Genomic DNA, 23553 nt, shown 5'->3' with positions numbered 1-23553 from the left:
GTTAGCCGCACCGTTGCAGTCAGCAGTAAAACTGTACAACGTCTCGACACCACTATTCCAAGCGTAAAACAGCCATAAAAGCTTCTTGAGGAACATCAACAGTTCCGATCGCCTTCATGCGTTTTTTACCTTTAGCTTGTTTTTGTAGCAGTTTTTTCTTCCGAGAAATGTCACCGCCATAACATTTTGCTAAGACATCTTTGCGCAAAGCAGGAATATGTTCGCTAGCGATAACGCGAGTTCCAATAGAAGCTTGAATGGGAATTTTGAACTGATGACGAGGAATTAATTCCTTGAGTTTTTCTGTTAAAGCGCGACCGACATGATAAGCTTTATCGCGGTGAACGATGGTAGCCAAAGAATCGACAGGATCGCCATTAACCAGAATATCTAATTTGACTAACTTATCTTCGCGGTAGCCCAGCATTTGATATTCCATACTGGCATAACCGCGACTGCGCGATTTAAGTTGGTTAAAAAAGTCAGTAATTACTTCTGCTAAAGGCAACTCGTAAACTAAAGTAGTTCGCGTCGGTGTAAAATATCTCATGTCCGTAAAAATGCCGCGCCGAGTTTGACAAAGTTCCATTAACGGACCGACGTATTCTTCCGGAGTAATTATCTCAATTTTGACTAATGGTTCTTCAATTTTTTCCTGCTGGTTTGGTGGTGGAAGTTGACTGGGGTTGTCAATTTCCATCACTTCCCCGTCAGTAGTAGTAATGCGATAAATTACCGAAGGAGCAGTGGTAATTAAATCGAGATTATACTCTCGTTCGAGGCGTTCTTGGACAATTTCCATGTGGAGTAAACCCAAGAAACCACAACGGAAACCAAAACCCATTGCTGTGGAAGTTTCTGGTTCGTAATGCAAAGCAGCATCATTGAGTTTGAGTTTTTCCAAAGCATCGCGCAAGTCTTCGTATTGGTCGGAATCGGTAGGAAATAAACCACAGAAGACCATTGGTTTAGCCTCTTTATAACCAGGGAGAGGAGACTCAGCTTGAGCCTTTGCCAGAGTAATTGTATCGCCGACGCGGGCATCTTCAACAGTTTTAATTGCCGCCGCAAAATAACCCACTTCACCAGCATGAAGTTGATCTACTTCGATTTGAGTAGGAGAGAGAACTCCTAACTCGTCAATTTCGTACTCCTTACCCGAAGCCATGAGCAGGACGCGATCGCCTTTTTTGACTGTTCCATCCATAACGCGGAAATAAACAATTACGCCCCGATAAGGATCGTAATAACTGTCAAAAATTAAAGCTCTGAGGGGCTGAGCGACTGTATCCTGGGGAGGTGGAACCAAATGAACGATCGCTTCAAGAATTTCATTAATCCCAATTCCTTCTTTTGCCGAAGCGCGAATTGCACTGCTACAATCAAGCCCGACAACTTCTTCAATTTCTGCTAATACCCTTTCCGGTTCAGCACCAGGAAGGTCAATTTTATTTAAAACCGGAATAATTTCTAGATCGTGTTCCAGCGCTAAATAAACATTCGCCAAAGTTTGCGCTTCCACACCTTGGGAAGCATCAACTACCAACAAAGCCCCCTCACAAGCAGCCAGACTCCGAGAAACCTCATAAGAGAAATCCACGTGACCGGGGGTATCGATCAAATTCAGCACGTAATCTTGCTTGTCGCTAGCAGTATAATTCATGCGTGCCGCTTGTAGCTTAATCGTAATTCCTCGTTCTCGTTCTAAATCCATATTGTCGAGGAATTGTTCTTTCATTTTCCTTTGAGCGACAGTACCCGTCACCTGTAAGAGACGGTCTGCCAAAGTTGATTTTCCGTGGTCAATGTGAGCGATAATAGAGAAATTACGGATGCGAGAGACGGGAACGTCAGTCATAAGTATCCAAGCTGCGGCAAGAAAAAATTAAAACTTCTTAAACTATTGTAAGGTCGATCTTCGACAAAAGGATGTATTTCCGACAACAGCGATCGCTGTTTACAGTTCTCGCGGGGAAAAAAAGCTAATTCAGCAGCTAAATTTAAAGAAATAATCACGGGAATACCGGCAACAACAAGCGAGATCCCGATTCTCTCTCCCACGAGATCGTAAAATGCAAAAGTAGGGTAAAAAAAAGAAACTAAAATCATGAACGATAAAGTAGTAGGCTCGCAGCGATCGGATGAAAAAGTAGAAATTTCAATTCAACTCGATTCAGACCTAATCGAGCAAATCAAGCACTTAACCAACGATCCTTCGCGAGTCATTGAAACAGCAATTAAACAATGGCTCAGAGGCGAACGAGGCGAACAAGATGACGATCTCTCTCGCAGCTTGCGTCGCAATCCACCCGTTCCACCGCGAGGTGAGTGGAACGATTAAGACACAAATCACCTCCCGAGACGATCTAAATCGATACACAGCAGCATCAGGGTTTGTTAATCTAAATTATCTTCTCGACCAGTTGGCTTACTGTTTCGCGATCAATAGGTAAGATGGTAGTTCTCACTGATTCCCAAAATTCTCACATGAAGTCTAGCTTTCCCAAATCGGCGGCTGCAATCCTAGCTAATTCTCAAAGTTGGCAGAATTTAGGAGCTGAAATGGTGTTTGTACAAGATAGCTCCGGTAAATATCTCTCTTTTTATTGGCGAAAAGCTGTTGATTACGGTTTAGTAGGGGATCTAATTGAACAAAAAAAATTAGATGAAGTCTTAGCCCCAGTCGCTTTAGAAGCTTATCATGAGAGAATTGAGCGGGTTTTGGAGAGACGGATTCCCGAACAGTGTCATTGCTGGTTTGACTGTGTGGGGAAGTCCTTACCTTTAGAGTTAGTTGTCAGTCCGATTTTGCAAGCAGATGGTACAGCACAATCAGTGCTAGTGATGGGTCACGTTTTAAACGAAACAGAAATCTCCGTAACCAGTAACTCAGCATTACCTGTAAATCCCGATCCTTATCAAAAACTATTAACTCAAATAGCTCGTAACATTCGTCGTACCCTAGATTTAGAGACAATTTGGCAGCAAACAGCAACCAGTTTGGGAGAGGCGCTAAAAGTAAGTCGCTGTTTGCTAATTTCCTATAATCCAGAGAGAAAACGACTGAAGGTAGAAGCAGAAAATCGCCAAAAACCGTTTAAGTCGATGTTAGCAAGCAAATTGGATTGGGAAGAAGACCTGGAATTGAAGCAAGCGATCGCTACTCGCGAAGTAGTGACTGTCGATCGGATCGAAGCTGATAATAGTCAAGTAATGTCGGTACTAGCAGTGGCAACTTGCTATCGCAATAAACCTAACGGTTTGATTTGCTTGCATCAATGCGATCGCCACAGAATGTGGAGCGCTGCGGAAAAAGAGTTAGTTCGCGAATTAGCCGATCAAGTGGGAACCGCGATCGCGCAAGCGACTCTCTACCGCGAATTGGAAGAAGCTCGCAATGAAGCTGAAGAGGCTTCTCGTCTCAAGAGTGAGTTTCTCGCTTCTACTTCTCACGAATTGCGTACTCCTCTCAACGGAATTATTGGCTTTCTGAAACTCATTTTAGAAGGAATGGCAGATGACCCGGAAGAACAACGAGAATTTATCGAAGAAGCTCATAGTTCCGCTTTACATTTACTGAATTTAATTAACGATATTCTCGATATTGCCAAAATCGAAGCAGGTAAAATGGAACTGGATCTGGCTCCGGTGGAGTTAGACGAACTTTTCCAAAATGTGAAAAACTTTACCGGACCTCAAGCAGAACGCAAAAAGCTCAACTTTAATCTCAAACTTCCAGCTACTTATGACAAAGTAATTATTTACGGTAACTACCAACGTTTGTTACAGGTAATGTTAAATTTGGTGGGTAATGCGATTAAGTTTACTAACGAAGGAGGAGTAACGGTCGCGGCTGAGGTGGTTCGGAAGAAAGTTTTTGTTAATAATCAAGAATATCCCGGTATGGTTCGAGTCCGGGTCGCCGATACAGGTATTGGCGTTCCTCTCGACAAGCAAGATCGGCTATTTCAATCTTTTAATCAGGTAGATGGTTCTCGCACTCGTCAATATGGTGGAACTGGTTTGGGTTTAGCTATTTCCCAAAAGTTGGTCGAAGCGATGGGTGGGGTGATTAATTTCTATAGTATGGGCGAATGGCTCGGTTCGACAGTAACTTTTACCGTTCCTTTATATCAAGCACCAGTGATTAAATCTGGAGAACAGGAAATGAATTCTCTTACTAACTGAGAAGCTTAACTTGAGTAACACTGAGAAGGTCGGTAACGAGCAAAACCAACTCTTTAGCGACCTCGATCGCGATCGTTAGTTTCAGGGAGCATCAGCGATCGCAACTCAAGAAAGTTAGGGAATTAGAAAGCTTGCGTTAGTAGCGATCGCTCGTCGTTTTGTTCCCAGGAGAATCTCGCAATGAATCAGTTTATCTCCAAGGTATTATCTAACTTTGCCCGACTTCTTTACCAGCAAACGATCTTACTCCTAACGCTACTGTTTGCGATCGGCGTAACCTTAGCGATGTGGAATATGCACCGTCTCGTCATAACAGCCATCCTGATACACCAAAAAATGATTGGCAAGTTGGAGACGTGCGGGGAGTTTTGGAAATCACTACTCCTTTGGATCCGTTTGTGACTATGACCCGCAACGGACTGCGAGAAACTAGCATTATGTTAGGAAGTATTGGCTTTTTAGGGATTTCGGGAATAGCTGTAGTTATTGGGCGGATGCTCCAAACTTCTCAGGAATTAGAAAGAAATGTGATTGAACGTACTGCTCAGTTACGAGAAGCAAATCAAGAATTAGCTTTACAACGAGAAAAATCAGAACAATTATTACTTAATATTTTGCCAGAAATTATTGCCGAACAGTTAAAACAAGGAAAAAGTTATATTGCGGATGGATTTGCCGAAACAACTATTCTTTTCGCCGATCTGGTTGGTTTTACGCAAATTTCTGCCCAAATTTCTCCCGTACAATTGGTAAACTTGCTCAATGAAATTTTTTCGCTCTTCGATCGCCTCACGGAAAATTATAATTTGGAGAAGATTAAAACTATTGGCGATGCTTATATGGTAGTCGGTGGTTTACCTACACCAAGAAGTGACCACGCTGAAGCAGTTGCCGAAATGGCGATCGCTATGCAAGCAGAAATTGCTCAATTTAATGCTCGACATAACTTTAACCTTAGCATTCGCATTGGGATTAACACTGGACAAGTAGTTGCTGGCGTAATTGGTAAGAAAAAATTCTCTTACGATCTTTGGGGTGATGCTGTTAACACTGCTAGTCGCATGGAATCCCACGGAATTCCTGGTAAAATTCAAGTCACTGCTACTACTTACGAAAAATTAAAAGATAGGTATCATTTTGTCTGTCGGGGCGCGATCGATATTAAAGGAAAAGGAAATATGATTACTTATCTCTTAATGGGCAAAAAAGTTGACGAGCGCTAATTTTAAGAATTGTTACTTTAACTGAATTAAAGAAAATTTTGCTTAATTTGTTCAATTTCACTTAATCTCTACAGACGTAACACTAATCCAAGGTCCCAAATCCCTAGAAATAATATTCCTCTGAGCAGATAAAATTAACATAGGTGATTTTGGCTTGACTACTACTGACAGGTTGAAATCGGCTTGTAGCTTTACTCCTTGAGGGGTATAGCCCCTCTACCAAGATCCGTCAGAGGATTGCAAAATTTATCTGGGGTATATCAAAGGAGTTTTCCGGATATTTTCCCAAACTTCTGCAACAATAGAACAAGGGTGCATTGCGTCATGATTACGGCTTTAATACTCGCGATTTTTCCTCTTCAGCTTGCTGAGGTGAATCTAGCTTCTCAATCGCTAAAACCGAAGCAAGAGCAAAACTTACTAGCTAGACAGTGTGGAGAGGTAAGTCGATGGTACGCCTGGACTCAATGCGGTGAAACAATATGTTGCAAACTTTTCATTGCCTGCTCGGATGGCACTATAATCAGTCAAGTAGTAGATTCAAACCTCTGCTCTTAGATGCTAAATTACTAAGAAGCAGCCTCAAGCTGATGTCGATAGGATTACTGCTGGTAACTTTTATGTCTAAAGAAAAATCGCCAGAGACTCGTCTCAACGAGATTTTACGAGAACAGCAGGTTCTAGTTCATCAGCTTAAGGATGCAACTCCTGCTAGAAAACTACAAATTCAAGCAGAAATAGTTGCTCTTTCGGAAGAGCAAGCAAATCTGCTTCAGGAAGCAGGAGCGGTAAACTGTTTTATTTATACGACTTCATCCTCCCGGGGTACGGGATGGATTGAGGAAGAACGTAACTGGGATGGTTCGGTAAGACAATATCGATATGGATATTATCGTAATGGTAGAAGTAATCGCCGTTATGTACCAAAACGCCTGGTTGCTGACGTGCAGCATTTGATTGACTCCAAAGCTAAACCAGAGTCAATTCTGGAGTTTCTCGATCTCGCCAAAACTCAAGCGGGGCGATCGCCAGTGGCTAAAAATACTTGACTCAGCAGATAAAAACCCAAAAATCTTCTCTTTACAGACAAGTTTTGTTAAACTGTCTGTATTTGGCTTGACAAAAAAAGAATCATCTGGTAAAGAAAATCTTTGAGTGTAAAAAGGGGATGGGTTTGAAACCCATCCCCTTTTCTCCAGGGGTAAAGTGAGAAACTTTACCCAGAGAATTTAATTAGACATCAGCCGCGAAATTAACCTGGAAGGCAAAATCGTCATAGTCGCTCAACTCTGTAGCACTAACGACATCTTCAAAGCCAAAGGTATTATCAGCGAGCAAGCGACTAGCATCAAAACCTTGTGGATTAGCTTCATTGAAAGCAAACAAAGTTTGATCGGAATCGCCACCAATCTGCATATAAGGTGCATAGAGGAATCCACCTGCAATGTTAAACACATCAGGATCGACGCGGTTGAATTCAATAACACTATTACGCAAAGCAGCCTCAGCGTAATTTGCTTGACCCGGAGTCACAAATTGACCAGTTACAGGATCGAAGACAGTGCCATCAGTATCTTGAACGATATACAAACCGCCACGATTATCCAACTGAGCTTCTCCAGTAGCAATAATCTGAGTTTGTAATTGCTCACCTTGGAACTCACGCAAGTCGATTAATTCAACTTCTCCTTGCAGCCCAGCACCAATCACAGGATCTTCATTGGTTACTTGAGCAGTAACAACCAAGTCACCAAAAGGTGCATCATCGCCACTTACATCAGGGGTATCCTCAAATGATAGCTGGAATAAACCATCAGAGATTTCATCTACACTCAGCACTTCATCTCCACCATTAGAAGCAAAGCCCAACAGTACATTGCTTTGAGGAGTATCGCCAGAGAGTACCGCTTCAGAAGTGCTACCTTGAATGAGATAGAAACCGAGGCGATCGCTACCCTGGAAGCCAGACAAAATCCGCATCGCATCGTCGCCCAGGAACTGAGTATCGAAGAAATCTGGTGACTCGGAAGAAAGCGCCGAGAAGATTACCTGTCCCGAATTCAGTGCTGCGGTGATATAACCCGAATCTCCCGGTTCGAGAGTACCGATCGCACCAGCATCATCATCAACTTCAAACACGCCGATTTGGTTAACTAACGCTGCATCTACACCAGTTAACGTGAACTTCAAGGTAGCGTCCTGATTTGGATTACCACCAATGGGGAAAACATTATTCGTTGGCGGCATCAGCACCACATCGCCGCCATCATCTGCCACCGTGACTGTTACTGTTGCCGTATCAGTACCACCATTACCATCATCAACCTGGTAAACAAAGGTATCTTCACCAACAAAGTCACCAGTTGGGGTGTAAGTAATGAAATCGTCAGTCAGATCGGTAGGCGTACCGTTGTTATTAACCGTAGCTGTACCGTTATCAGGAGCGTTAATGATACTTAGTGAAAGCGGATCTCCGTCAGGATCGCTATCATTAGCGAGAACATTGATATTAACTGGGATACCCAGATCGGTTGTTGCCGTATCATCCCCAGCTACAGGTGGCTGATTAGGATCGTCAGTTTCAGTAACGGTAACTGTCACTGAAGCACTATCTGATTCATCACCAGAGGTAATCGTGTAGTCAAATCGTTCCACTCCCCGGAAAGTGTCATTCGGAGTGTAGACAATGACATCATCAGTCAAGTCAGTTGGTGTACCGTTGTCGAGAACTTCTACCGTACCGTTGAGTAAATCGTTAAAGTCAATTTCGAGACTATCAATAGTATCGAAAACATCATTATCGAGAATGTCAATGGTGACAGGTGTAGCCGCTTCAGCACTTGCCGTATCATCTACCGCATCGAGTGTAGCTCCGACAACAACTTCGTTAACTCCAACTACAACCGTTGCAGTATCGCTACCTGTAGCATCGGTAATCGTGTACTCAAAATCCTCAATACCATCAAAGTCGGCATCTGGAGTATAGACAATGAAATCGTCGCTGAAATCGGCTGTAGTGCCATTGTCATTAATTTCTACCGTACCGTTGAAGACATCAGCAAAGTCAACTTCGATCGCTTCAATCGTATCAGCGTCGAAAGTATCATTATCCAGAATGTTGATGGTGATCGGTGTAGCCGCATCAGTTTCAGCAAGATCGTCAACAGCATCAATAGTAGTAATCACCACGTCTTCATCAACTGTGATTATTACTTTCGCTGTATCGCTACCTGTACCATCAGTGATGGTATAGTCAAAATCTTCAGTTCCACTAAATCCTTCATCCGGGGTAAAGACAATAAAGTCGTCCGAGAAATCTGCCGTAGTGCCATTGTCATTAATTTCCACTGTACCGTTAAAGATATCAGAGAAATCAATTTCGATGCTTTCTAAGGTAGCAGCGTCGAAAGTGTCATTATCGAGAATGTTGATTGTGACAGGTGTAGCTAGCTCAGTTTCAGCAAGATCGTCTACAGCATCGATGGTAGCGATGACATCACCAACAGTAATTGACACTTGAGCAGAATCAGTACCCGTATCGTCAGTAATGGTGTAGGAGAAATCTTCTACCCCAGTAAAACCAGCATCAGGTGTGTAGACAATAAAGTCATCACTGAAATCGGCAGTCGTACCGCCATCATTGATTTCTACCGTACCACCAATAACTTCAGCAAAGTCAATTTCAAGATTCTCTAAAGTGCCGAAAGTGTCATTGTCAAGGATGCTGACTGTAACAGGAGTTGCGGCTTCGGTTGTCGCTTCGTCGTCTACAGCATCAATAGTAGTAATGACATCACCAACCGTAATCGATACTTCCGCCGAATCAGTACCCGTATCGTCTGTGATTGTGTAAGTGAAATCTTCTACCCCAGTAAAACCTGCATCTGGTGTGTAGACAATAAAGTCATCAGAGAAATCTGCTGTAGTCCCGTTGTCATTGATTTCTACCGTACCGTTAATAACTTCAGCAAAGTCAATTTCGAGACTATCTAAAGTACCGAAAATGTCATTATCGAGGATATTAATCGTAACAGGAGTAGCTGCCTCTGTGGTGGCTTCGTCGTCTACAGCGTCAATAGTAGTAATGACATCACCAACTGTAATCGATACTTCCGCCGAATCAGTACCCGTATCGTCTGTAATCGTGTAGGAGAAATCTTCTACCCCGGTAAAACCAGCATCAGGTGTATAGACAACAAAGTCATCAGAGAAATCTGCTGTAGTTCCATTGTCATTGATTTCTACCGTACCGTTAATAACCTCAGCAAAATCAATCTGGATATCTTGTAAAGTGGCAGAATCGAAAATGTCATTATCGAGGATATTAATCGTAACAGGTGTAGCCGCCTCTGTTGTCGCTTCGTCCTCTACAGCATCGATAGAAGTATCGACAACGCCAATGCTGACGGTAACTTCAGCCGTATCGGTGTTAGTCCCATCGGTAATAGTGTAGTTAAAGTCTTCTACACCTTCAAAGTCAGGATCGGGTGTATAGACAACGAAGTCATCGGAGAAATCTGCCGTAGTGCCATTGTCGTTGATTTCTACTGTCCCGTTGAGTAAGGTAGTATCGTCAATAGTAAGTTGCTGACTTAAGCCATCACCGAGATTATCGTTATCGAGAATCGGAATGGTAACGGGTGTATTTGTGTCTGTAATCGCTTCGTCGTCAACAGCATCAAGAGTGCTAAGAATTGCTCCAACAGTAATTTCAACTGTCGCTGTGTCGCTGTCATCGCCTGATGTAATGGTATAAGTAAAATCTTCTACCCCATCAAAGCCAGCATCAGGTGTATAGACGATAAAGTCATCGGTAAAGTCTGCCGTAGTACCATTATCATTGACTTCGACAGTACCGTTAATAACTGAATCAAACTCAATTTCGAGACTATCTAAAGTATCAAAGATGTCATTGTCGAGGATATCGATGGTAACTGGTGTAGCTGCTTCAGTTTCAGCAAGATCGTCTACAGCATCGATGGTAGCGATGACATCACCACCTACTTCAACGATAACTGTGGCTGTATCGCTACCAGTTTCATCGGTAATCGTATAATTAAAGTCTTCAAACCCATCAAAACCTGCATTAGGGGTAAAGACTAGAAAATCATCAGAGAAGTCGGCTGTAGTGCCGTTGTCATTAATTTCTACAGTACCGTTGGTAGCAGAATCGTCGTCAACTTCAATCGTCACTAAAGTGCCAAAGGTATCGTTGTCGAGGATACTAATGGTAACAGGTGTATCTAAAGCTGTAGTAGCTTCATCATCTACTGCGTCGATTAGTGTGCCAGTAACGTCACCAATGTTAACCTGAACTTCGGCAGTATCGGTGTTGCCGTTGGCATCGGTGACTTCTACTGTTAGAGTGAATTCTGGGTCTGTACCATTGACGATATCGTCAGGATCGTTAACAGTAATTGCTCCTGTTGCTGGGTCGATCGCGAAAGGTAGTTCCCCATCACCATCATCACCATCATCGTTGCCACCAGTAATGCTGTAACTGACAATATCGTCATCTAAGTCTGTGGCTGTTACTGTCCCAACTTCAGTACCAGCAGTGCTACCGTCTTCAATGTCAAAAGTAAAAGTATCTAGACTAAACTCTGGTGGATTGTCACCTACTTCGTTGACATTGACATTCACTGTAGCTGTGGTACTTGCACCGAAGGAGTCTTCAACTTCTACGGTGAGAGTAAATTCTGGGTCTGTACCATTGACGATATCGTCAGGATCGTTGACGGTAATTGCTCCTGTTGCTGGGTCGATCGCAAAAGCCAAGTTGGTATCACTATCACCATCAGTGTTTCCATCAATAATGGAATATGTCAGGGTATCACCTGTATCTGGGTCTGTGGCTGTTACTGTCCCAACTGCGGTACCAGCAGTGCTTGCTTCTTCAACGTCGAAAGTAAAAGGATCTTGATCGAACACAGGGGGATTGTTAGTTCCGGCAATAGTTATCTCAACGGTGTCGGTATCGGTTGAAGTTCCGTCATTGGTTTCAATTTGGATAGTTCCTGTACCTTCGGCGGTGGGAACAAAACCTAGACCGTCTAAAGCTGTGTTGAGATCGGCAACGGGACCACTTAAGGTAATTGTATCGGTACCATCTCCTGTAGTTGTTACTCCTGCTGGAACTGTGGGACCTAAATTCAGCGTCCCGTTGGTTGCTGTTAGGGTTACATCTAGTGTGGCTGTATCAGGATCGTTGACAGTGATTAAGTTACCAGTGTCGCTGACATCATCTGCAAAAGTTAGTGTTGAACCGAGGAGTACATTCTGATCGCCTGGGACGGTATTAAATGGTGGATCGTCAACGGCAGGGTCATCTTCTAGTTCAACGTTGTTTGGTTCATTGTTACTGAAAGTATTGTTGCCGTTATCTTGAATTTCGCTACCGCCACGGTTGCGGATTGCACCACCTTCGTCACCACTATTTCCTTCAAAGGTATTTCCTTCAAGGATTAGAGTACCTCCAGCGTTATTATCGATCGCGCCACCACCATCGTCACCACCGCCATCACCTTCGGCAGTATTATTGATGAAATCAGTATTATTTACTGTGAGAGTAGCAAACTGACCTTCATTAGCGATCGCTCCCCCATCATCCACAGCCGCGTTATTGCTGAAGGTGCTATCATTTACGGTTAGTGTACCCCGGTTGAAAATAGCTCCACCATCATCTGGTGCATTGTTTCCTAATATACCTGGGCCTACAGCTTCATCTTCTGCCCTGCCATTCGTAAGGGTTACGTCATTAAGAGTTAGGTTTCCTGGTATTGATACATAAAAAAGTCGGAAGTTGCCTGTCGCCGTTGGAGAGCGCTCAATGGTTGCTCCGTTACCGTTGATAACAATTTCGCTGGTAATGTTAGGTAATCCAGAAACTCCATCAGGAAACTGGTTTAAACCTGGATTGTTAGGATCTTCGGCTGTGGCGGTAAATGGTACGCCTGTTTCATTACCTGTAATTGTGTAAGTAGCACCAGAAACTAGGTTGATTGTGTCTGCTTCAGCATTAGCATTGGCATCTTGAATTGCTTGGATGAGTTCTTCTGTTGTTGTCGGATTGAAAGTCGCCATATGTGTTACCTGGTTTACTGTGTTTGTGTGAGGAGTTTGGTATTACAGCCCTGTGTCAATTTTTGGATCTCAAAAACCGACTTTGAGCGATAACTTAATCCACCTGAACTCAGCGAGAGCTTTGTTGTTTCACCAAACTATTGATAACTTGTAGAAGCTAATCTCTCTGTTATTGCTCGACTAACCTCTGGGATAGAGAGCGAAATTCCAAGATTGCCGGAGTTTACGATCGCTGAAGGTGAAACATGATTGAGGTAAGATACGGTTGCTCTCTAATTCGGTGCAAGAATCTTAAATATCTAAGTAATCTTACACCACAAATTCTCATATATTAGCAGTTTTTGGCAAGTTATCTGATTTAACTGCGTTCGACGGCTGAATTTTCTAGCAAATTGACTTAATTGTCAACTCGATTACGTGAGGCACTACAAAATTCTCTAGGCTCATTCCGGAAAGCTTCCGAGTCGATTGTCTGTTTGGGTTAAGGAAAAGTTGGTTAATGGCTTGACAATTTTCCCCTTTAGCGCTCTATCTAAGACAAGGCGAGCTACGAAAAAACTAAGTATGCTTTGTACTACAAGAATACCTAGCAACCAAATACTGATAGTAGCAGATAACTGGGCTTCTATTAAGGCTAATCCTCGCACGATTCCAAAAGCTAATACTGCGCCATCTTTGAGGTGAGAGTTTTGCTCGGATCGCACGAGATGACGGTAGGTAACACCGAAAAGGAAACCTGTCAGTAGGGCGATCGCTACTCGCTCTAACCACTCTACTTCAGTTGTTATTTCCTCGGCAAACAGAAATTCATATTTCTCTGCTAACCAGAAATTGTTAAAAATTATCGCAAGGACTTGACTGAAAGTAAAAGATAAGCTAGAAATAATTCCTGCTTTTAAGGATTCGATTCTTTCGGCTTGCAAGTTATCCAAGGATTCCACCACCAAAGAGCAACGAGTATTATGATATTTTATAGAGTTTGTTGTTTAGTTTTGTTTCAATAGCAATTTATGGATATTTTGACGCTTGGTTGGGTTGGAGTCTTGACTTTGTTCACTTGGTCGATTGCAATGGTTATTTGGGGTCGTAACGGTTTCTAAGTTGTGGAAACAATTTCTCTACTCAATGTTCTGTTTTTAGCTGCGATCGCACTCCTACTTGTGGTGAGTGGTGGTATTGCTTATTTGACAGCAGCCGAATGGCGCGATCGCCGTCGTCAAAAACGTGACGAGAAAATTCGTTAATCAATCATAGCCTGAAGTGTAACTTCCTGGCTAGATTTCATTCAGCCCGTTTCGACGGGCTAATTTGCTTTTCGCTGACAATTGTCGCAGCGATCGCATTTAAATCCCTCTGCTTGTTGAGTGAAACCAAAGGCATTTAATAAGTATTGCCAACGACATTCTTTTGTGGTAAAATACGCTTTCATTTGCCCTTGATATTGTTGTTGGCTAACATTTAAATTGGCAAAAGAAAGCTTACCAACCTGATTTTTGCGTTGATAATGAAAGGGATCGATCCATTCAATTTCCCCGGCACTATGAAGAAGAGATAAGGTAATCTCTCCGCTACGAAATTCCTTACTTACTGACTTAATTTCTCCCCGCAGAGGTAAATTTTTTGCTGTTTGCTGTGCTTGACGATACAGTTAATTTAATTTATCGGCAAAAAATTGATTTCTTTGTTTATCTTCGGGATTTAACCAACCAGTAGGTTCGCTAATTAAGGTTAAAGCTTCGGCAGGTTTTCCATCTCTGCCACCTCTTCCTATTTCTTGAATATATTCAGCTAAAAGTAGCGGCGCTTGAAAGTGAATTATCCAGCGAACATCGGGCTTATTAATTCCCATTCCAAACGCGCAAGTACAAATCACAAATTGGGTTTTTCCCGTTAACCAATTGTTCTCAATTTCTCGCCTTTGTTCTCCAGCCAGCCCTGCATGATAAGCTGCGGTTTGATAACCTAAATTAGTAAAAAAATTAGCTAATTCTTCACTATCTCGTCGGGAACGAACATACACCAATCCTGACTGTTGAGATTTAGCTTTAATAAACTTCAAAATACGCTGTCTTCTTCCTCTCGGTGTCCAAATAGTTTGCACGCTAAGATGAAGATTTTCGCGGTAGGGACTGGTAAGAAAAACTTGTGGTTGTCTTAATTTTAAGGTTTCGCCAATGATTTTTTGCGTGGTAGGATCGGCAGTAGCAGTAAAAGCCGCAATTGGGATTTTAGTACCTCTCGGTTTAGACTTTAATAAAGCTGGTCTAACTACACCTAAACGTCGATAAGCTGGACGAAATGTATCTCCCCACTGAACTAAACAATGGGCTTCATCGAGAATTAAACCATTAATTTTTATTTGCGGTTGAGATATTCTTTCCCAGACGGGAGGACTAAGTAAAGTTTCTGGAGATAAATATAGTAATCTTAAGCGTTGATTTTCGATTGCTTTGAGAGTTTGCTTGCGTTGATAAACAGGTAATTGACTGTGCAATAAAGCCGCAGGAAGATGCAGATTTTGTAATTCCCGTACCTGATTTTCCATTAAAGCTACTAAAGGCGAAATTACTAAAGTCAAACCTGTTTGCAATAAAGCTGGTAACTGAAAGCAAATTGACTTACCTCCACCTGTAGGTAAGACAATTAAACTATCTTTTGATGCTAACAGACAGCGAATAATTTCTCCTTGGGGCGGTCGAAAATCTTCGTAGCCCCAAATACGTTGAAATTCTTTTTTTACTTGGTTCCAGTTGGTAGACATAACGATCGCAACCAGTTTTAGTTATCAGTTTAACTCCTAATTTTTGATAATTATTTAATTGTATCATTGTCTGTAACAATTTTAACAATAACCAAGTCTAAATATGATTTAAATTTACTTAATCAATATTTATGGCACGAGCTTTACTTTTACTAATTTATGTAATAAAGTCAGTAAACAGTGAAATTTGCCCCAAACTATCGATGAAATCATCTTTAAACCCTGCGGAAATTCGCCAGCTTTGTCGAACTGGAAAATTAGTCACTCCTACACCAGGTTTAGCCTCTGGATATGTCCAAGCTAATTTGGTAATTCTACCTAAATTATTAGCCTTTGATTTCTTGCTTTTCTGTCAGCGCAATCCTAAACCTTGTCCAGTTTTAGATGTAACTGAAGTAGGAAATCCGGAACCAAAAATTATCGCTTCGGGGGCAGATGTGAGGACAGATTTACCTCGGTATCGGATTTTTCGTAATGGCAATTTAGGAGAAGAAGTAACAGAAATTACTGAATTTTGGCGCGACGATTTAGTGGCTTTTTTGATTGGTTGTTCGTTTTCCTTTGAAGCGGCAATGTTGCGTGTGGGTTTACCTGTGAGACATATTGAAGAAGGAAAAAATGTGCCGATGTATAAAACAAATATTCCTTGTTTATCCGCAGGAGTTTTTTCGGGAAATTTAGTAGTTTCGATGCGTCCTTTATCTATGAATCAAGCGATTCAAGCGGTACAAATTACTGGACGTTATGCAAAAGCACATGGATCGCCAATTCAAATTGGCGATCCGGCTGCAATTGGAATTAAGGAAATAGATAGTCCAGATTTTGGCGATTCGGTAACTATCAATGAGGGAGAATTACCTGTATTCTGGGCTTGTGGAGTGACAACTCAACTTGCTATTCTGGAAGCGAAACCAGAGTTGGCAATTACCCATGCTCCGGGACATATGTTTGTTAGCGATCTTAAGGATGATTGTTTAGGTTTTTAAGCGTAACTGAAATGACTAATTATTCTGAAAAAGTCTTAGCGAAAATAGCAAAAATTGAAAGTATTTGTAGTCAGGATGTAGGTAGAGGAATTGAGCCATTAGCACAGTTTAGCAGAGGAGAATTATGCGGTGCAGCGAAATCTTTGGCTGAACATTCTTCACCTCATGTGGCTATTATGACAGGTTTTTTTATTCCTCACGGAAATCCTCCGGCTGCGGAAACTGATGGTCCGATCGCTGCTGCTCATTTAGCCGCAGGGCTGATTCGGGCGGGAATTCCAGTAAGATTAGTTAGCGATCGCTTTTGTCTCGATGCAGTGAAAATTGCTGCTGAAGCCGCAAAAGTCCCGGCTGACACTGCTTTTGATGTCTTGGGGGAAGATGTCAGCCAAGTTACCTCGATTCTCAATTCCTGGGAAAGGGGATCTAAGTCGATTTCTCATCTGATTTCGATTGAAAGAGCCGGACCCAGTTTTGATGGTAAAATCCGTAATATGAAAGGTAAAGATATCACAGCCTACACAGCGCCTTTACATCTTCTTTTTAGCAAAAGTAACGCTACAACGATCGCTATTGGTGATGGCGGTAATGAGTTAGGTATGGGGAAATTACCTCTAGAATTGGTCATCAATAATATCAGTCAAGGCGAAAAAATTACTTGTGTTATTCCTAGCGATTATCTCATCGTTTGCGGTGTTTCTAATTGGGGAGGTTTAGGTTTATTGGCTGCTCTCTCTTTACTCAGACCCGATCTACAAGCTAACTTAACTAAAGGATTAAATTCAGACACCGATTATCGTATTTTACAGACTCTTATCGAGCAAAAAGTTGCTGTGGATGGCGTTACAGGTTTGCCAACTTTATCAGTGGATAATTTACCTTGGGAAGTTCATCGTCAAGTCTTAGAATATATTTGTCAAGCCGCCGATTTAACTTAACACTAATTCCTACTTCTTCGTCCATTTTTCAGGCTAGGAGAATCCGAACAAGGAACGGCTTGAAGATTGATTACCATTATGCAGATTTCCTAGTTTCTTATTGATTAAACTTCTAGAGATTTTCCTAATTCAATTGCATACTTTTTAAAAGTATCTCCTCTCTCGTCAAAACTGTGAAATAACCAACGAGTCCGAGGAGAAGCAGGTGAAAGCAAGCAAACTTTACCCGGTGACGTATTGCTGTAAACAATTTTTACTGCTTCTTCCATCGAGGTAACATCATATTTCTGAGGTCGTTTTTTCTCCTCTGGTTCAGCTTGACAAACTGCTGACCAAATTCGGGTTCCTGTGTCGGGAAATAGAATCAAAGTTTTAATCGGTTTACTAATAATATAAGTGCCTAACTCAGAAAAGTCAAGTCCGCGATCGTGACCTCCCAGAATTAGCGTTTCTACGTCATCTCCTAAAGCCGCGATCGCATTAATCGCAGCTTCGGGAATTGTCGCAATCGAATCATCGTAAAAGCGAATTCCTCGATATTCACCAACAAACTCTAAACGATGTCTGAGGGGCTTGAATTCTTTAATTGCTTCAGCAATTAAAGCAGTAGGTACATTCAAGATTATTCCTACTGTAGTTGCTGCTAACGTATTTTCTAAATTGCCAAAGCCAATTAGGGGAATCTCCTCTACAGAAATAACTTTTTCCTTGCTTCCATTTTGAAGCTGGCTAATAATATATCCATCTTCTATGTAAGCTGTATAGTCATAATCAAAATTTTTTTCTGGGGAAAAATAAATTTTCTGGGCTACACTTTTGTGAATTGCTTGACCGACAGTTTCATGATTGGGATTACCAACAATAATATCTTGCTTTGTTTGATATTTCAAAATATTTTCTTTCGCAGCGACATAACCTGCAAAACCGCCATGATAATCGAGATGTTCGGGAACAATATTTAGTAAAACTGAGATATTTGGACTAGATTGAACGTCAGATAATTGGTAACTAGAAAGTTCTAAAACGAAAATTGTCTCTTCATTTGCTCCTTCTAAATAATCTAGAGATGGTTGACCGATATTACCAACTAATTTTACATCAGGATAATGCTTACTCAGGATGGCAAAAATGAGCGTGGAAGTGGTACTTTTGCCTTTAGTTCCTGTAATTCCTACGATAGTACCTTGACATTCTGACAAAAAAATGTTAGTTGCTGAAGTAACCTCTTTTCCTGACGATCGCGCAGCTTGTATTTCGGGTGTTAGTAAAGTGATTCCCGGAGAACGTACAATGACATCATATTCGGAAATAGCAGATAAGTAATTTGCACCGCTATGAATTTTTGCTTTGGAGTCAAAGCAATCTTTAACTTCATTTAGATCGGCAATTCCAATAACTCGATCTGGATAGTGTTTTAATAAGTATTTATGAACACTTTGTCCTTCTCTACCGTATCCCAGAATTAAGATTGATTTACCTTCAATTTCTGCCATTTTTTTGCTTAGTTACTAATCGGAAATTTATTCAGCAATTTTTTTGATTTTAATTTAAATTTTCCAGGAGTTTGCGGCTGACTGAGGTCAATTTTTGCCTTAAAATAGTTTCATGTTTTTGGGGTAAATAATGACGATCGCTCCATTGAGTCAAAAGTTTTTCGGCTATAGCTTCAATCCCGAGGCTCTCGTTTCCGGAAACCTCTCGCTCTACTAAGCGAACAATTTCCGGTATTTCTTCATTCATTTTCTCATATTTTTTGGCACTGAGCGCAAGAGCAATTCTTGATTCTTCCACTGTACCTACACATTCAAATGGTTTATGTTCGCTGATTCCCGCAACACCTTTTAAGGAACTTTGAATTTCGGGTTTTAGATAAAGATCGTCCCCGAAAATATTGAGCATTTCTTGGTAGGGTAAAAAGTTAAATAAGGAGAGATAAACAAAAGCACATTTCGGACATTGTTTGCACCAAGAATCTTTTCTCTGATTAACGTTGCAACTGCGGAAAGACGCATGATGTTGCGGAAATTCAGCGAATAATCCGGCAATTTGTAAATCTAATAACGGACGGAGGAAACTAAAGTAACTTACTGCGGAAGTTAAATAGCGATCGCCATATTCTCGGAATCTTTGTTCAAAGCGAAAACTCTTAGAATATTGATGATTAATTTTCAATTCGTGGAAGATAGTATTTTGCTCGTCGGCGCTATTTTCGTTAGAAGCAATGACATTTTTATAGCCGTATAAATCGGCGATAAATGTGCCTAAAAATGCTAAATAAGCCGAAAATGGAGTATGACCATTTAAGTAGCCAGCTTGGTTTAATTCAATCAACTTGGGATCGATAGTTCTTTTAACAGTTATTGGAGAGTCGTAGCCAGCAATTTTAATACTATCAATTGCCGATCTGGTGGGGTTAAGAATTAACGTTCCCTTGGGGTTTGGTAATTCTTTTAAAATTTCCAGCGTGACTGAAGAATCTTTACCTCCAGCAACTAAAATTAAATCACCTTGATGTTCTTTTTCCAGCGAAGCAGTAGGAATCAATCGATCGCTTTCGCAAGTAATTGTCAGAAAATCGGTAGCAGTGAAGTCAATATTATTAGTGTAATAAAATTCTCCTAAACCGTGAATAACTAAGTCATGTAACCACTCGATTTGTGCTGGAGAAATTTTCGCTGGTTGGATAACAACTTCGGGAGGACAAGCCGCTTTCCAATAACTAATTAATTCGATTAATCCTAAATGAAAAATATAATTTTCTATTTGTTTTTTGTCTAAATTTGCCTCGATAGGAACAATGATTTTGGGTGTAAAAATAATATCTGGTTCTAAGCAAAATTTCCAGTTTGCTTTTAATTCTTGCTCGACTATTTCATAGTTATAACTTTGGTAAATTAAGCGCGGATGTTTTTGGCGTAATTGCTCAAGATTCATGATTTTTTCTCAAGTTTAGTCAAAGAAATTAGTAACAACTAAATAGCGAAGCCAAGCAAAATTCTCAACAGAATTTAAAAATTTGAGCGCGAGTTAACCATATATATCTAGCCAACTGAAAAATTTATTTAGCATATAGCAATAGTAGCTGATTTGTAAAAATATTTAATTGTTTAGTGTAGAGACGTTGCCGGCAATACCTCTACAAATTTTACTATTATAGCAAAATTAGAGTGCATAAGAATACAGAAAAATTAATTTCACTCAAAATTTAGTTGGCAAATTATGATAATATCAAAATTGGTTGCAGTGTGGCAAATATAGCAGTGAACAGTAAACAACGATAATAGCTTAGGCTAGCAAAGTTTTCCGAAAATGAAGATGTCCTGATACCAAGTTGCATCCAGAGATAGTGTCCTTGTAAGACGATAATATGGAAAAATGTCATCCTTCGCTTCGCTCAGGATCTCCCCAGATCCTGACGCTCCTAACGTCGCTATCGCTGCGCGTCACGCTTCGCTCACCGATGACGTAATACCATTTCCCTAAATGAATGCTACAGAGACAGACTCTGTAGAGACTAAAATGCAACGTCTCTACCCAATTTCATGTAGTAAATCTAAAACAAATTGGTATAAGATCAGACAAAAAAGAAGTTGTATCTAGATATTTCATTTATTTAAATATTTTAGTCTCTAAACCCCTACTATATTTAAGTGCAACTTAGTACAATTATCTCGTTCTCTGCTATATTTAATTTTCAGATTGAAGATTACTTTTTTGGGGTAAGTTATTTGCCAAAGTGAGAATGTTTTAGGGGGAAAATGTCCAAGTTACGCAAGTGGAAAATTTTAGCTTCTCGATTAGTATTAGACAACATTTGGTGTCGAGTGCGACAAGATACAATTCAGTTGTCGAATGGAAAGATTATTGATGACTATTTTGTTAATGTTAGACCAGACATTGCCGTAGTTTTGCCAGTTACTCGTAACCAAGAAGTTGTTTTTGTACGTCAGTATCGACATGGTGTAGAAGAAATTTTATTAGAGTTACCTGCGGGTAGATTTAACTCAGAGTCAGAAGCTGGAGAAACTGCGGCTGCGCGAGAATTAACTGAAGAAACAGGATATGTTGCCGAAAAGTTAGTTAAATTAGCCACTTTGTTTGATAATCCACCGAAAGATACAAATAGAATTCATTTGTATATCGCCCTTGATGTTATTCCTACTGGTAAACAACAATTAGATTTAACAGAAGAAATCGAAGTAGTTTTGGTTCCTTTAACTGAAGTAAAAGCCAAGATATTTGCTGGAGAAATTTGCGTTTCTGGAACGATCGCGGCTATCTTCCTCGGACTCAATTATCTCGAACAGCAGTTGATACCAAGTTGCGTCCAGAGATAGTGTCCTTGTAAGACGATAATGTGGGAAAATGTCATCGGTGAGCGAAGAGTAGGATCTGGGGAGATCCTACTCTTCGAGAACGCTTCGCTCACCGATGACGTAAAACCCCTACTATATTTAAGTGCAACTTAGTATGAGCAATGTCTAACGTCGGTTTAAAATTTCGCTCCAGTAGTGCAAAATCCGTTCCAAATCCTCCAAACTCGCAGGTTTGCTGAGATATTCATCCATTCCCACTTCCAGACATCTTTCACGATCGCCTTCCATTGCGTTAGCAGTGAGTCCGATTACAATTGTATGACGTTCTTCTCCTTCTTGTTGACGCAAAGCTTGGGTAGCTTCATAACCGTCCATCACAGGCATCATACAATCCATAAACACAATGTCATAATCCCCGTTGTTAATGCGTTCTAAAGCTTCTCGACCATTTTCCACCTCATCTGCTTCATAACCCAACTCTCGCAACATAAATGACAAAAGAACGCGGTTATCAGCATTATCTTCCGCAAGCAGGATTCTCGGAGTTGAACGCGATGCTGAAAGTGTTGTGGTTGCTGGAGTTGCTGAAGATTCGCCCGCGTCAACCGAGGTACTAACTCGCTCTAGTGGTACAGTAAGCCAAAAAGTAGAACCTTCACCTAAATTGCTTTCTACGCCAATTTCTCCATTCATCAACTGCACAATTCGGCGACAGATAGTTAAACCTAAGCCCGTTCCCCCATACTGACGGGTTGTGGAACTATCCGCTTGGGTGAAAGGTTGAAAGAGGTTTTCTTGTTGTTCTGGGGCGATACCAATGCCTGTATCTTGGACGGTAAAGCGTAAAGTAGCGATCGCGTTTTCTTCAGCTACACGAGATACAGTAATCTTCACCTCTCCAACTTCAGTAAATTTAATCGCATTGCTTACCAGATTACTCAACACCTGATTGAGTCGGAAATCGTCCCCAGTTAAGTCGTTGGGGACATTGGCTGCAACTTCCAAGTTGAGTTGAATTTGTTTTTGGTTAGCTTGGGAAGCAAAAGAATCATTCAGAGATTGCAAAAGTTCATCCAAATTGAAAGGACGACTATGCAAATTTAACTTTCTCGCTTCAATTTTCGAGAGATCGAGAATGTCGTCAATCAGTTTGAGGAGTTTTTTCCCATTAGCTCTGAGCATTTCTAACAGATTGCGTTGTTCGGGACTAACTTGACCCCGCAATAAAAGCTCGCTGACCCCAAGAATAGCATTCATCGGCGTGCGAATTTCGTGACTCATATTCGCGAGAAACTCACTTTTTGCTTGATTAGCAGAATCCGCAGCTTGAGCGATCGCGATCGCATCTTCTAAAGCTTGATTTTGACGCATCAGTTGAGCTTCGATCCGTTTGGGTTCGCTCACGTCCATAATTGTGCCGTAAACCTTCGTAATCTGTCCTTCTTCCTGAGTCGCCCGTCCGATAATGTTGATATAGCCCAGTTCGCCATCGGGACGATGAAACCGCAAATCTAAATTGTAAGGCGTAAGATTTTCCAGCAACCGTATCATCGCTTCCTGCCATTGCTGGCGGTCTTCTACAGGATGACATTCGAGTAATCGGGCAAAACGGAAATCCTCTTGCGGTTCGATACCATAAATCCTAAATAATTCTGGCGAACCCAGAAATCTTGCTTCATTCAAGTCAAAAGCTTCCCCGACGCTGACTTCCCAACTGCCAATTTGAGCCAGATGTTGGGCTTCGAGCAGTTTTCCTTGACTTTCCCGCAGCGCTTCTTCAGCATGAATGCGATGAGTAATTTCAATCATCACCGCACCTACCCCTCGATTGCCATCAAGTAAATCCACCGGATAGTAACTAGCCATCCAAACCTTTTCTTGGTCTGGGTTAGCGGGAGTAAAGCCTCGAATTTCCACATTACCCAATTTTTGGGTAATTTTCGAGGGCGGGATTTTCTGGCTCAAAGCCAACTCGGAGGCTAATATTTCTTTCGTTGCCGTTTCTGTCAACTCTGATTCCGGTATAGAGAACTGATTGTCCATCTTGTTTAGCACGAT

General features: G+C 41.3%; 15 protein-coding genes and 2 pseudogenes. 9 read left to right on the top strand and 8 right to left on the bottom strand.

Annotated features, from left to right (window positions below; genetic code table 11):
• Positions 1 to 52: 52 nt before the first annotated feature.
• The gene (lepA, locus tag G3T18_RS17030; RefSeq protein WP_224411776.1) at positions 53 to 1858 is read right to left on the bottom strand and encodes a translation elongation factor 4; all 1806 of its coding nucleotides are present in this window, start codon (positions 1856 to 1858) and stop codon (positions 53 to 55) included.
• Positions 1855 to 2109 carry a hypothetical protein gene (locus G3T18_RS17025; protein ID WP_224411775.1) on the bottom strand — a complete coding sequence of 85 codons (255 nt, stop codon included), beginning with the start codon at positions 2107 to 2109 and terminating at the stop codon, positions 1855 to 1857. The genes lepA and G3T18_RS17025 overlap by 4 nt, the downstream gene beginning before the upstream one ends.
• Between G3T18_RS17025 and G3T18_RS17020 the strand changes: the two genes are divergently transcribed.
• The 4 genes and pseudogenes from G3T18_RS17020 to G3T18_RS17005 all read left to right on the top strand — a co-directional run bounded on the left by G3T18_RS17020 (position 2108) and on the right by G3T18_RS17005 (position 6460).
• On the top strand, positions 2108 to 2341 hold the full coding sequence (locus tag G3T18_RS17020; protein WP_224411774.1) for a type II toxin-antitoxin system CcdA family antitoxin: 234 nt from the start codon (positions 2108 to 2110) through the stop codon (positions 2339 to 2341). The two genes, G3T18_RS17025 and G3T18_RS17020, sit on opposite strands and share 2 nt — an antisense overlap.
• Before the next feature lie 113 nt (positions 2342 to 2454).
• Positions 2455 to 4188, top strand: a complete 1734-nt coding sequence (locus tag G3T18_RS17015) for an ATP-binding protein (RefSeq protein ID WP_397333962.1) — start codon at positions 2455 to 2457, stop codon at positions 4186 to 4188.
• 506 nt (positions 4189 to 4694) lie between these two features.
• A pseudogene (locus G3T18_RS17010) lies at positions 4695 to 5411 on the top strand (adenylate/guanylate cyclase domain-containing protein); the annotation flags it as partial.
• Positions 5412 to 6031: 620 nt separating this feature from the next.
• Positions 6032 to 6460, top strand: coding sequence for a hypothetical protein (locus G3T18_RS17005; protein ID WP_224411772.1), 429 nt, complete (start codon positions 6032 to 6034; stop codon positions 6458 to 6460).
• A gap of 184 nt (positions 6461 to 6644) precedes the next feature.
• Here G3T18_RS17005 and G3T18_RS17000 read toward each other — a convergent pair whose 3' ends face one another.
• Together G3T18_RS17000 and G3T18_RS16995 are read right to left on the bottom strand one after the other, a co-directional pair.
• Positions 6645 to 12494 (bottom strand): beta strand repeat-containing protein, encoded by a 5850-nt coding sequence (locus G3T18_RS17000; protein WP_224411771.1) that lies wholly within the window; start codon positions 12492 to 12494, stop codon positions 6645 to 6647.
• Between the two features lie 443 nt (positions 12495 to 12937).
• Positions 12938 to 13426, bottom strand: coding sequence for a hypothetical protein (locus tag G3T18_RS16995; protein ID WP_224411770.1), 489 nt, complete (start codon positions 13424 to 13426; stop codon positions 12938 to 12940).
• A gap of 78 nt (positions 13427 to 13504) precedes the next feature.
• Between G3T18_RS16995 and petN the strand changes: the two genes are divergently transcribed.
• Both petN and G3T18_RS16985 read left to right on the top strand, forming a co-directional pair.
• Complete coding sequence (gene petN, locus G3T18_RS16990; protein WP_224411769.1) at positions 13505 to 13594, top strand: cytochrome b6-f complex subunit PetN; 90 nt, start codon at positions 13505 to 13507, stop codon at positions 13592 to 13594.
• A 3-nt stretch (positions 13595 to 13597) separates the two neighbouring features.
• Positions 13598 to 13738 (top strand): hypothetical protein, encoded by a 141-nt coding sequence (locus G3T18_RS16985; RefSeq protein ID WP_224411768.1) that lies wholly within the window; start codon positions 13598 to 13600, stop codon positions 13736 to 13738.
• A 59-nt stretch (positions 13739 to 13797) separates the two neighbouring features.
• Here the strand turns inward: G3T18_RS16985 and G3T18_RS16980 are convergent.
• Positions 13798 to 15255, bottom strand: a pseudogene (locus G3T18_RS16980) (RecQ family ATP-dependent DNA helicase).
• A 203-nt stretch (positions 15256 to 15458) separates the two neighbouring features.
• Here G3T18_RS16980 and G3T18_RS16975 point away from each other — a divergent pair.
• On the top strand, positions 15459 to 16241 hold the full coding sequence (locus G3T18_RS16975; protein WP_224411767.1) for a putative hydro-lyase: 783 nt from the start codon (positions 15459 to 15461) through the stop codon (positions 16239 to 16241).
• An 11-nt stretch (positions 16242 to 16252) separates the two neighbouring features.
• On the top strand, positions 16253 to 17179 hold the full coding sequence (locus G3T18_RS16970; protein WP_224411766.1) for a glutamate cyclase domain-containing protein: 927 nt from the start codon (positions 16253 to 16255) through the stop codon (positions 17177 to 17179).
• Between the two features lie 104 nt (positions 17180 to 17283).
• On the opposite strand, the gene murD is transcribed toward G3T18_RS16970, so the two are convergent.
• Together murD and G3T18_RS16960 are read right to left on the bottom strand one after the other, a co-directional pair.
• Positions 17284 to 18672, bottom strand: coding sequence for a UDP-N-acetylmuramoyl-L-alanine--D-glutamate ligase (gene murD, locus G3T18_RS16965; RefSeq protein WP_224411765.1), 1389 nt, complete (start codon positions 18670 to 18672; stop codon positions 17284 to 17286).
• Between the two features lie 49 nt (positions 18673 to 18721).
• Positions 18722 to 20113, bottom strand: a complete 1392-nt coding sequence (locus G3T18_RS16960; protein WP_224411764.1) for a hypothetical protein — start codon at positions 20111 to 20113, stop codon at positions 18722 to 18724.
• Positions 20114 to 20937: 824 nt separating this feature from the next.
• Between G3T18_RS16960 and G3T18_RS16955 the strand changes: the two genes are divergently transcribed.
• On the top strand, positions 20938 to 21516 hold the full coding sequence (locus G3T18_RS16955) for an NUDIX hydrolase (protein ID WP_224411763.1): 579 nt from the start codon (positions 20938 to 20940) through the stop codon (positions 21514 to 21516).
• 144 nt (positions 21517 to 21660) lie between these two features.
• On the opposite strand, the gene G3T18_RS16950 is transcribed toward G3T18_RS16955, so the two are convergent.
• Entirely contained in the window at positions 21661 to 23460 is a 1800-nt protein-coding gene (locus G3T18_RS16950; RefSeq protein WP_224411762.1) for a PAS domain-containing hybrid sensor histidine kinase/response regulator, read from the bottom strand.
• Between the last annotated feature and the right edge of the window lie 93 nt (positions 23461 to 23553).

Source organism: Oscillatoria salina IIICB1, from assembly GCF_020144665.1.
Taxonomy (GTDB): Bacteria; Cyanobacteriota; Cyanobacteriia; order Cyanobacteriales; family SIO1D9; genus IIICB1.
Note: the sequence above shows the minus strand (reverse complement) of the source record. Positions and strands in the feature narration are given on the sequence as shown.